The following is an 11377-nucleotide window of genomic DNA, read 5'->3' as shown; positions in this document are numbered from 1 at the left end:
GGCAGCAGGATCATCCGCACGGACCCGGGCCTCCGGAGTCGGCGGCCCGGGGCGAAGCGCCGGGCCCGGCCCGCCGGACGCGCCCGGCGGACGCAGGTGACGGCCCCGCCATCCGGGGGCGCCATCGCGCCGGTGCGTGCGGACTTCCGCCTCCGTATACGACGCACAGGACACATCCGTCAGACGAGGGCGGCCGCGCCTCGCGCGACGCCCGGCACCGAGGAGAGAACCACTGGGCAAGCGACAGCCCGAAGGCCCGCCGCCCGCACCTGCTGTGCAGCGCCTCCGCCTGCGCTACACGAAGCGGGGCCGCCTTCGGTTCACCAGCCACCGCGACTTCCAGCGCGCCTTCGAGCGGGCCCTGCGCCGCGCCGAGGTGCCCATGGCGTACTCCGCCGGTTTCACCCCGCACCCCAAGGTCAGCTACGCGAACGCCGCCCCCACCGGTACCGGCAGCGAGGCGGAGTACCTGGAGATCGGCCTCGTCCGGCACCGGGACCCCGAGGAGCTGCGCGCCCAGCTCGACGCGTGCATGCCCGACGGCCTCGACCTCGTCGACGTGGTCGAGGCGCACGGCTCCGACTTCAGCGACCGGCTCCAGGCATCCGTGTGGGAGATCCGGCTCGACGGCGTCTCCCCGGCGCAGGCGCAGCAGGCGGTCGCGGCGTTCCTGGCGGCGGAGACCGTCGAGGTGCAGCGGCAGACCAAGAAGGGCGTCCGGTCCTTCGACGCCCGGGCCGCCGTCCGTTCGCTGGCCGCCACCGCCACCGCGCAGCCCGCCGGCGCTGACACCGCCACCGGCACCGATAGGCCGGGCGAGGGGGCCTGTGCGATACTGCGCCTGGTAGTACGACACGTGACACCTGCCGTACGACCCGACGACGTCCTGTCCGGTCTCCGCGCTACGGCCGACCTGGCGCCGCCGGTCCCCGCAGCGGTGACCAGGCTGGCGCAGGGGCCGCTCGATGAGGAGACCGGCACGGTGACCGACCCGTTCGCACCTGACCGCGACGCGCTTCCGGAGCCCATCGGCTCAGGGGTTTCCAGCGCCGCGACGGTGCCGGGCGGCACCGCGTAGGGCAGCCGCCGAAGCCGCGCCGCCGCCGACGACGCACGCCAGGGAGCCACCCGGGCAGCCGTACGGCAGGCGAACGCACAGACCAGCAGACTTTCGCCGTAGCCGGGCCGGACAAAGGCCGGAACCGGCGAGTGACACGACAGCTCCCGTGCGGCGCCCGCGCCCCCGGCGAGCGGCCCACCCCAGGGTGAGCCGCCCCGGACCCCACGAGCGCGGCGCCCGGGAGCGTGACGGGAGAACCGCCCGCATGCTTGAACCAACTGAATCCAACGAATCCGCGGCGCCCGCAGCCGGGGCCGCCACCTCCGCGGAAGCCTCCGGAGCCACCGTTCCCGGTGCCGCCGGCCCCTCCGGCGGATCGGTCGCCGACCGCGGCAGCACCGTCGGCGGCGGAACCGCCGGGGCGCCCGAGACCGCCGGTGGCGCCCTCAGCACCCCGAGCGACACCCTGCCGCCGCGCCGCCGCCGCGCCGCCAGCCGCCCCGCCGGGCCGCCCGTGTCGGACACCGGGGACGCCGGTGGCCGGCCGTCGCCCGTGCGGGACAGCGCCGCGGACGGCTCGCAGGACGCCGGGTCGCCGGACGAGTCCGGCGACGCCCCGGCTCCGGCCGCCCGGCCGCGCCGCCGCGCCACCCGCAAGGCCACCGCGCCCGCCGGTTCACCTGCCCCGGCGGAGCCTGCCGCGCAGCCGGAGACCGCCGAGCAGACCGCACCCGCCGCGCAGCCGGAGGCCGCGGGCGGCACTGTCGAGGTCGGTACCGAGCCGCCGAAGGCCGCGGGCCGCCGCCGCGCCACCCGCAAGGCCACCGCGCCCGCCGGTTCGCCCGCCCCGGCAGCCGGGGCCGAAGCCGAGCCCCCGGACGCCGGGGAGACTGCTGACGCCGAGGAGCCGAAGCCCCGCACCCGCCGCCGCGCCACCGGCCGCCGGACGGCCGAGACCGAGTCGGCCGAGCAGGAGAAGCCCGCGGCCGCCCGCCGCCGGAGCAGCCGGGAGACGACGGCAGCGGCCGAGTCGGCGGAGAGCGCCGGGACCGCGGAGTCCGCAGCGCCCGCACGGAGTGCCGGAGCGGACGACTCCGGTGCGGCCGGGCCGGAAGCCGCCGAGGCCAAGCCGCGCAGCCGCCGCCGCGCGAGCACCCGCAAGACCGCGGCCGCCGAGGCCGAGCCGCAGACCGGGAGCCCGGCGGAGGCCGCTGCCGAGACCGCCGCCGAGACCCCGGCCGAGTCCGCGCCCACCGGGCGTACCCGGCGCCGGGCGACGCGTGCGGGTTCCGCGCCCGCCGCCGAGGCCGAGCAGAGCGCCGCCGGGGCGGCCGAGTCGGACGGCACCGCCTCCGACCGGTCCGCCGAGGGCGGCAAGCCCGCCAGGGCGAGCCGGAAGGGCAAGGCGGCCAAGGCCGCCGAGGCGCCGCAGCAGGAGTCCGCCACGTCCGAGGCCGCCGGGAAGTCCCAGGCTGCCGGGAAGTCCGAGGCTGCCGGGAAGTCCGAGACCGCGGAGAAGCCCGAGGCCCGCGCAGGGCGCCGGAAGCGGGCCGCGCCGCCGATGGCGATGTTCCAGCCCCCCGTCTTCACCGAGCCCGCCTTCCAGACCCCGCAGTCCGCCGCCGCGGCGGCGGAGGCGGAGCGCCGTGCTGAGGTCCGGTCGCAGGAGGAGCCGGAGGCCGAGGGCGCGGACCGGGAGGAGCCGCAGCCCACCCGGCGCCGTCGTCGCCGCGCGGAGTCCGGTGAGCAGCCGGCCGCGGCCCGGGACGAGCAGGACCGCGAGGCCGCCGACCAGCAGTCCGAGGGTGCCGAGAGCCCCGAGGGCGAGGAGCAGGAGGGCGCCCAGGGCGAGGAGCGTCCCGCGCGCCGCCGCCGCAGGGGCGGCCGCCGCCGGCGCCGTGGCGAGGGCGCGGAGCAGGCCGAGGGCAGCGAGGGCGAGGAGCGGGAGGACCGCTCCGGGCCGGCTGAGGAGCCCGCGGCTGCCGAGTCCGCCGGGGCGGAAGCCGCCGAGGGCGAAGGCGACGAGGGCGAGGCCGCCTCCTCGGGCGGCTCCAGCAGCAGCTCGCGCCGCCGTCGCCGGCGCCGCCGCCGGACCGGCGACGCGGACGGCTCCGGGAACGAGCCCGCGACCCAGGACGACCCCGAGCGCACCGTCGTCAAGGTCCGCGAGCCGCGCAAGAAGAAGGACGAGCCGACCGACGAGGTGCAGGCCATCAAGGGCTCCACCCGGCTGGAGGCCAAGAAGCAGCGCCGCCGTGAGGGCCGTGAGCAGGGCCGCCGTCGGGTGCCGATCATCACCGAGGCGGAGTTCCTCGCCCGCCGCGAGGCCGTCAAGCGGGAGATGGTCGTCCGGCAGAGCGGTGAGCGTACCCAGATCGCGGTCCTCGAGGACGACGTGCTGGTCGAGCACTTCGTCAACAAGGAGCAGTCGACCTCGTACGTCGGCAACGTCTACCTCGGCAAGGTGCAGAACGTGCTGCCGTCGATGGAGGCCGCGTTCGTCGACATCGGCAAGGGCCGCAATGCCGTGCTGTACGCGGGCGAGGTCAACTTCGAGGCGCTGGGCATGGCGAACGGCCCGCGCCGGATCGAGACCGCGCTCAAGTCGGGCCAGTCGGTGCTGGTGCAGGTCACCAAGGACCCGATCGGCCACAAGGGCGCCCGGCTGACCAGCCAGGTCTCGCTGCCGGGCCGCTACCTCGTCTACGTGCCCGAGGGCTCCATGACGGGCATCAGCCGCAAGCTCCCCGACACCGAGCGCTCGCGGCTCAAGCAGATCCTCAAGCGGGTCGTCCCCGAGGGTGCCGGTGTGATCGTGCGCACGGCGGCCGAGGGCGCCAGCGAGGACGAGCTGCGCCGCGACGTCGAGCGGCTGCAGGCCCAGTGGGAGGAGATCCGGAAGAAGTCCCAGAAGGGCAACGCGCCCACGCTGCTCTACGGCGAGCCGGACATGACCGTCCGCGTGGTGCGCGACATCTTCAACGAGGACTTCTCCAAGGTCATCGTCAGCGGCGCCGAAGCGTGGGAGACCGTCCACGGCTACGTCTCCCACGTGGCCCCCGATCTGAGCGACCGGCTGCAGAAGTGGACCTCGGACGTGGACGTCTTCGCCACGTACCGCATCGACGAGCAGCTCGCCAAGGCGCTGGACCGCAAGGTGTGGCTGCCCAGCGGCGGCTCGCTGGTGATCGACCGGACCGAGGCGATGATCGTCGTCGACGTCAACACCGGGAAGTTCACCGGCCAGGGCGGGAACCTGGAGGAGACGGTCACCAGGAACAACCTGGAGGCGGCCGAGGAGATCGTGCGCCAGCTCCGGCTGCGCGACCTCGGCGGCATCATCGTGATCGACTTCATCGACATGGTCCTGGAGTCCAACCGGGACCTGGTGCTGCGCCGCCTGCTGGAGTGCCTGGGCCGGGACCGCACCAAGCACCAGGTGGCGGAGGTCACCTCGCTGGGTCTGGTGCAGATGACCCGCAAGCGGGTCGGCCAGGGGCTGCTGGAGTCGTTCTCCGAGCAGTGCGTGCACTGCAACGGGCGCGGCGTCATCGTCCACCTGGACCAGGCCGCCGCCACCGGTGGCGGCGGCAAGAAGGGCAAGAAGGGCAAGAAGGGCGACAGCAAGGGCGAGGCCAAGGCGGAAGGCAAGGCAGAGGCCAAGGCGGAGCCGAAGACCGGCGACCGGCAGGCCGCGGAGGCGCAGCCCGAGCCCTCGCCCGCCACTGCTCCGGCCGCCGCGGCGGTTGAGCCCTCCGAGGCGGCTGCCGAGGCGGCCGATGTCACCGCGCCGGTACCGGTCGAGTTCGTGCCGGACGAGGAGCTCTTCAGCAGCGCCGCCGAGGCGGAGGCCGCCGCGGCCGCGGCACGCGGAGGACGTACGCGGCGGCGTGGCAGCCGGAAGGCGAGTGCCCCCGCGGGTGCGCCCCGGACCGGCGGCGAGCCCGCGCAGACCGCCGAGGTGGTCGAGCCCTCGGCCCCGGAGCCCGCGGCCCGGCCCACCGCGGCCGAGCCCGCTCCGGCTCCGGCCGAGTCCGCGGCCCCGGCCGGGGCCGCCGCGGCAGCGGCGACCGCTCCGGAAGCGGAGCCGGAGCCCGCGGCCCGGCCCCGCCGCCGGGCGACTCGCAAGGCGAGCGCGCCCGCCGGTGCGCCCCGCACGGGTGACGACACGGCCGCCGTGCTGGTCGTCGCTGCGGACGAGGCGGCTGTTCCGGCCGCTGCCGCCGAGCCCGAGTCCGGGACGGCGGCCGGCGAGGTCGTCACGGATGCGGCTCCGCTCCGCCCGCGGCGCCGGGTGACCCGCACGGTCACCGCCACCGCCCCGGAGGAGGAGGCCGCTGCTCCGGCGAAGAAGACCGCCGCGAAGAAGGCGGCCAAGACGGCCAAGAAGGCCCCGGCGAAGAAGGCGGCCGCCAAGAAGACCGCCGCGAAGAAGACGGCGGCCAAGACGGCGGCCAAGGCGGAGGCCGAGCCGGCTGAGAAGCCCGCCAAGGCGGCGGAGAAGGCGGCCGGCAAGGCGGCGGCGAAGAAGACCGCCAAGAAGACCGCCAAGAAGACGGCCACCAAGAGGACGGCCGCGGCCGAGCAGGAAGGCGGGACCTCGGTCTCCGCCTCCGCCTCCGAGGAGTGACCGGTACCGGGCGGGGAGGGCCAGGGCCCTCCCCGCCCGGTACGGCCCGGGTTGCCGTCGGACCCCCAGGTCCGTATGGGGTACCCTTGACCATCGGCGTGTCCTGACCAGGGCGCGCTGCTCCTGAGCACATCCCTCCCGGTTCCGTTCCGGTTCCCGGGAGAGGCCGCTCAATCCTTCCGGATCAGTTCCGCGCTCTCGCGCGGACGGGCGGCTGGCGTCAGGAGTTCCGACACGAGCGAGAGAGAGTTCCGCGTGTACGCGATCGTGCGCACCGGCGGGCGCCAGCAGAAGGTCTCTGTGGGCGACGTCATCGAGGTTGACCGTATTTCCGAGAGCAAGGTCGGCGACAGCGTCGAGCTCTCGACCCTGCTCGTCGTCGACGGTGACGCGGTCACCAGCGACCCCTGGGTCCTGGCGGGCGTGAAGGTCCAGGCCGAGGTGGTGGACCACCACAAGGGCGACAAGATCCGGATCCAGAAGTACAAGAACAAGACCGGGTACAAGAAGCGCATCGGTCACCGCCAGCTCCACACCGCGCTGAAGGTCACCGACATCCCCGCCCCGGCCAAGAAGTAAGGACTGAGGAGAGATGGCACACAAGAAGGGCGCATCGTCCACTCGGAACGGTCGCGACTCCAACCCGCAGTACCTCGGCGTGAAGCGCTTCGGCGGTCAGGTCGTCAACGCGGGTGAGATCCTGGTCCGCCAGCGCGGCACCCACTTCCACCCGGGCTCGGGCGTCGGCCGCGGCGGCGACGACACCCTGTTCGCGCTGGACGCGGGTGCGGTGCAGTTCGGCACCCACCGCGGCCGCAAGGTCGTGAACGTCGTCCCGGCCGCTCAGTAAGCAGCCGGACGGCACACTCTCCACACCGAGGGCGGACTCCTTCTCCCGTGCGCGCGGTCTGCGCACGGGAAGCGGGTCCGCCCTCGGCGCGTTCGGACCGGGACCGTTCGGCGGCAGACCCCCGGACCGGGACGGCGTCGGGACGCGGACAGCGTTCCCACGCGACGGGGCTCGCACGGAGCCGCGGCACCACCACCCCCAGAGCACGCCTTGGAGGCACCCCCTATGACCACCTTCGTGGACCGCGTCGAGCTGCATGTCGCCGCGGGCAGCGGTGGGCACGGCTGCGCCTCCGTGCACCGGGAGAAGTTCAAGCCGCTGGGCGGCCCCGACGGCGGCAACGGCGGCCGCGGCGGTGACGTGGTGTTCGTCGTGGACCCGGATGTGACCACCCTGCTGGACTACCACCACAGCCCGCACCGCAAGGCCACCAACGGCCGGCCCGGTGAGGGCGGGCACCGCTCGGGACAGGACGGCAAGGACCTGGTGCTGCCGGTACCGGACGGCACCGTCGTCCTCGACCGGCACGGCGAGGTGCTGGCCGACATGGTCGGCCCCGGCACCACCTTCGTCGCGGGCCGGGCGGGCCGCGGCGGACTCGGCAACGCGGCGCTGGCCTCCGCCCGGCGCAAGGCGCCCGGGTTCGCGCTGCTGGGCGAGCCCGGCGAGACCCGGGACGTCGTCCTGGAGCTGAAGACGGTCGCGGACGTCGCGCTGGTCGGCTACCCGAGTGCGGGCAAGTCCTCGCTGATCTCGGTGCTCTCCGCGGCCAAGCCGAAGATCGCCGACTATCCCTTCACGACGCTGGTGCCCAACCTCGGTGTGGTCACCGCCGGAGGATCGGTCTTCACCATCGCGGACGTGCCGGGGCTGATCCCCGGCGCCAGCGAGGGCAAGGGCCTCGGGCTGGAGTTCCTGCGGCACGTCGAGCGCTGCTCCGTGCTGGTCCATGTGCTGGACTGCGCCACGCTGGAGACCGACCGCGACCCCGTCTCCGACCTGGACGTGATCGAGGCGGAGCTGGCCCGCTACGGCGGTCTGGAGGACCGGCCGCGGGTCGTCGTCCTCAACAAGACCGACATCCCCGAGGGCAAGGACCTGGCCGACATCATCCGGCCCGATCTGGAGGAGCGCGGCTTCCCCGTCCTGGAGGTCTCCGCCGTCTCGCGGCAGGGGCTCAAGGAGCTGTCGTACGCGCTGGCCGGTCTGGTGGACCAGGCGCGTGCGGCACGTCCGGTGCAGGAGTCCACCCGGGTCGTCATCCGCCCCAAGGCCGTCGACGACGCGGGCTTCACGGTGACCCGGATCGAGGACGGCTTCTTCCGGGTGCGCGGGGAGAAGCCCGAACGCTGGGTGCGGCAGACCGACTTCAGCAACGACGAGGCGGTCGGCTACCTCGCCGACCGGCTCGCCCGCCTCGGCGTCGAGGACGAGCTGTGGAAGGCGGGGGCCCGCGAGGGCGACGGCGTCGCGATCGGCGACGAGGAGAACGCCGTGGTCTTCGACTGGGAACCCACCATGGTCACCGGCGCCGAGATGCTCGGCCGCCGGGGCGAGGACCAGCGCATGGACGCGCCCCGCCCGGCCGCGCAGCGCCGCCGGGACCGCGAAGCGGAGCGGGACGAAGCCCTGGGCGCCTACGAGGACTTCGACCCCTTCGAGTGAGGGAACCGAGGGCGGCCGGTCGCGGGCCGGTCACCGGCCGGCCCGCGGTCGTCCCCGCAGCCGCCCCTCGGCCTTCGGCGCACCGGCCGCGGCACCGGCGCACTCCAGGGGCGGTCCGGCTCCCCGCAGCCGGGTTCTCCCGCCCCGCCGTCCCCCGCGGGTGCGCCGTCAGTCCTCCGGTTGCGGGCTCACGCCCTTGCAGCGGGGCGTGTCGTCGGCGAGCCCGGGGCGGGCCGCGGCCCGCAGCCGCAGGAACCGGCGCAGATAGGCGTCGTGCACCACGGGATCGTCGACCTTCAGCAGTGTCTCGTCGTTCTTGGTGAGGGCCGGGCCCGAGTAGTTGTGGCTGCCGGTCCACACCAGGGCGCCGGTGGCCCCCGCGTAGCGGCCGGAGATCAGCAGGGTCTTGGAGTGCACGACCTCCCGCGAGGTCGCGGGGTCGCCGTCGTCGTCGTAGTGCAGGCAGCGCACGGCCGGGCCGCCGGGTGCGTGCAGCGCCTCCCAGGTGCCGGGGGCGCCGGTGCTGTCCTCGCTGTCGCTCTCGGCGTAGACGATGTCCACGGCGCAGCCCTGCCGCTGCAGCTCGGCGAGCTTGTCGGCGACGCCCTGCCGGGTGAGTTTGAACATGGCCAGCCGGACGCTGGTGCGATGGCTGCCGCGGGCGTCGCTCCAGCGGCAGGTGACGTTGTCCAGGAGGGCGCGCACCGTGTCCCCGCCGTTCGGCCGGGGGAAGAAGTAGCCGGTGTACGGGGCGGCACCGGTGCGGGTGTAGCGCCAGCCGCGCCAGTCGGCCGCCGCGGCTTTGTCGAAGTACCTGCTGTAGGCCGCGTGGAGGCGGGCCTGTGACACGACCAGTTCGTCGTTCCAGAACTTGGTGTAGCTGCCGGTGGACAGGTTCGAGGAGGTCTGCACGACGACGTTCCGTAAGCCCCCGGTGTGCGAGAAGAGCCAGAACTTGTTGTGCGCGATGGACGGGCCCGCGCCGGGCTTCCCCAGGCAGGACTTCCCCTCGGGACAGAGCGCGACGAAGGAGCGCTTCGAGCGGTCGGTGCCCAGCGCCTTGCGGAGAATGCCGTAGGAGGTGCTGGAGGGCATCGCGCTCACGCTGGACGCGTCCAGCAGCACCCGGACCCGGACCCGCCGCCCGGCCGCGGTGTGGGCCGCGGCCAGCGCGCGCGCCACCTCGGCGTCCCAGAAGTGGTACAGGGCCACTTTGATCGTGGAGCGGGGGGCCGCGGCCTTGATCCGGGCCAGCAGGTCGCTGCGGATGGCGCGCTGCTGGGCGGCCGTGCCGTCGGGCTGGTTGAAAACCGGCCCGGTGCCCGGTCCGGTGCCCGGCGGGGCGGCCGCGGCGGGGGAGGGAGCGGCCAGGTGCAGTCCTGTGCAGAGCAGCAGGGCGAGTGGTGCTGCGGCGGTTCTCGAGTGTGTCACGTGCGTCCCCTCCTGGCTGGTGGTGCGGGGCCCGGCGGGATGGTGCCGGGTGTGCGAGGCCGGGCCGCCAGCGAGCGTAGGGACGTGCGGTCGCCGCTTTCAGGGCATTGAGCCACCTTCTGGTGCTGGTGTGACGGATGGGATACCAACAAACGGAAGGGCCCCGAGAGGTGAACTCCTCTCGGGGCCCCGCACCGTTCCGCGCTTCTGTGCGCCGGTGTCCTGTGCCTGCGCCACCCGTAGGAGTGGCAGCGCCGGATGCCCGGTTGCCGGTCGCGGGTCAGCCCCGTGCGACGGCTCGGTGCGCCACCGGCGGCCGGCGGCTCAGGTCGACACCGCGTCCTCCGGATCCGCCGTGCCCGGCGCCTCCAGTTCGGCCTCCTCGGCGGCCTCCTGCAGCTCGCGCTGACCGGGGATCTCGGCTGTGCGCCGCGCGACGCGCACGTTGCGGGCCTCGGCCTCGGCCGCCAGCTCCTGCGCGGCGGCGTTGAAGCGGACCAGCGAGGGCGGGTCCGAGGGGCCCAGCAGGTGGACCTTCAGCTCCCGGCGGGCCCGCGTCATGCTGTCCTGCTCCGGGGCGCGCACCGACTCCAGCAGCGCCGGGAGCTGCTGCGCGTCCGGGGTGAGCACCGTGCCGGCCCGTACGGTCGGGAAGGTGCCCCGGAACTGGTCCTCGGTCATCCCGCTGGTGTTGGCGACCGCGTACGGCTTCTCGCTGGTGAGGTAGTCCGAGACCACCGAGGAGACGTCCGAGACCAGCAGGTCCGCCTGGTTGAAGCAGGTGAAGATGCCCGGCCGCGGACCGTCGATGATCTGGTGCTCCCAGTCGGGGAAGGACGCCCAGTAGGCCGCCTCCCACGCCTCGGTCGCCGCGCGCACCCGCTCGGCGTTGCCGTCCTCGGGCGTGCCCTGGATCTTCATCCGCTCCATCTCGTCCGCGCTGGCGCGGAACGCGGTGGTGGAGAGCCGGTCCAGCTCCGCGGTGCGCCGCTCCAGCTCGGCCGCGGCCTCCGCACCGCGCCGGGGGCCGTTGCGGGCCGTGTTCGCCTGGGTGATCAGGTCGCGGATGCGCTGGTCGGCTGCGCCGGCGCGCGGGTCGACCGAGCCGGTCATCGGGTGCGGTTTGTACAGCAGCCGCACCCTCGGGTCGGCCAGCAGCGCCTTGACGATGTTCTCGCCGGCAAGCCGCACCGAGGTGTTGCCCGGGTTGCCGTCCCAGCCCTCCCAGGTGGGTGCGTAGAGCACCGTGGTGTACCCGTCCCGGGGCGCGGTGGCGCGCTCGTCGGCGTGCTGGATGGGGGCGAGTTGGGGGCGGCCGACTTCGACGACGTCTTTGTCGTCCACGCCGACCTCGGCGAGCCGGTAGCGCTCGCGGGCGGCCTCTCCGGCGACCCACACCTGGTCGTATGCCTTGGCGTAGGGGTTGCAGGAGGAGAGCTTGTCGGACTCGCCGTGGTTGATGAAGGCGTGCTTGAGGGTGGGGATCCGCAGGACCTGGGAGGTCTTGCCGGAGTTGGCCGGGTGCAGCAGCACCTTGAGCGTGGAGTGCTCCAGGTGCATCAGATGGGAGACCTTGGGGATGCAGACGATCGGGACGTCGGTGGCGTCGATCTTCTGCACCATGAACCGCTCACGCAGCACGATCAGCGGCCGCCCCTCCAGCTCCGCCAGCGTCGAGAGCCACATGTTCGCCTGGTACGCCGACGTCGTCCCGCCCGAGAAGTACATCCCCGTGGTCGGC

Annotated in this window: 7 protein-coding genes; 5 read left to right on the top strand and 2 right to left on the bottom strand. The window is 74.3% G+C overall.

Annotated elements, in window-relative coordinates; all coding sequences use genetic code 11:
• The first annotated feature begins 274 nt into the window (after positions 1 to 274).
• From BMX65_RS17850 to obgE, 5 genes are all read left to right on the top strand, one after another.
• Positions 275 to 1078 (top strand): TIGR03936 family radical SAM-associated protein, encoded by an 804-nt coding sequence (locus BMX65_RS17850; RefSeq protein ID WP_075001338.1) that lies wholly within the window; start codon positions 275 to 277, stop codon positions 1076 to 1078.
• A 247-nt stretch (positions 1079 to 1325) separates the two neighbouring features.
• A complete protein-coding gene (locus BMX65_RS17845; RefSeq protein WP_075001337.1) occupies positions 1326 to 5690 on the top strand; it encodes an Rne/Rng family ribonuclease in 4365 nt (1454 codons plus the stop codon).
• A 255-nt stretch (positions 5691 to 5945) separates the two neighbouring features.
• The gene (rplU, locus tag BMX65_RS17840; protein WP_019358143.1) at positions 5946 to 6269 is read left to right on the top strand and encodes a 50S ribosomal protein L21; all 324 of its coding nucleotides are present in this window, start codon (positions 5946 to 5948) and stop codon (positions 6267 to 6269) included.
• Positions 6270 to 6282: 13 nt separating this feature from the next.
• A complete protein-coding gene (gene rpmA, locus BMX65_RS17835) occupies positions 6283 to 6540 on the top strand; it encodes a 50S ribosomal protein L27 (RefSeq protein WP_019358144.1) in 258 nt (85 codons plus the stop codon).
• Positions 6541 to 6765: 225 nt separating this feature from the next.
• The gene (gene obgE / locus BMX65_RS17830) at positions 6766 to 8205 is read left to right on the top strand and encodes a GTPase ObgE (RefSeq protein ID WP_075001336.1); all 1440 of its coding nucleotides are present in this window, start codon (positions 6766 to 6768) and stop codon (positions 8203 to 8205) included.
• 168 nt (positions 8206 to 8373) lie between these two features.
• On the opposite strand, the gene BMX65_RS17825 is transcribed toward obgE, so the two are convergent.
• On the bottom strand, positions 8374 to 9636 hold the full coding sequence (locus BMX65_RS17825) for a phospholipase D-like domain-containing protein (protein WP_075001335.1): 1263 nt from the start codon (positions 9634 to 9636) through the stop codon (positions 8374 to 8376).
• Between the two features lie 324 nt (positions 9637 to 9960).
• On the bottom strand, positions 9961 to 11377 hold a 1417-nt coding region (locus tag BMX65_RS17820; RefSeq protein ID WP_075001560.1), incomplete at its 5' end, for a hypothetical protein.

It is taken from the genome of Streptomyces qinglanensis, from assembly GCF_900111245.1.
Lineage (GTDB): Bacteria > Actinomycetota > Actinomycetes > Streptomycetales > Streptomycetaceae > Streptomyces > Streptomyces qinglanensis.
The sequence above is the reverse complement of the archived record's forward strand: the minus strand, read 5'-3'. Positions and strand labels throughout refer to the sequence as shown.

Bases quoted from the DNA above. Each gene is read 5' to 3' on its own strand.
- rpmA (WP_019358144.1), top strand. From the start codon at position 6,283: ATGGCACACAAGAAGGGCGCATCGTCCACTCGGAACGGTCGCGACTCC.
- obgE (WP_075001336.1), top strand. From the start codon at position 6,766: ATGACCACCTTCGTGGACCGCGTCGAGCTGCATGTCGCCGCGGGCAGC.
- BMX65_RS17845 (WP_075001337.1), top strand. From the start codon at position 1,326: ATGCTTGAACCAACTGAATCCAACGAATCCGCGGCGCCCGCAGCCGGG.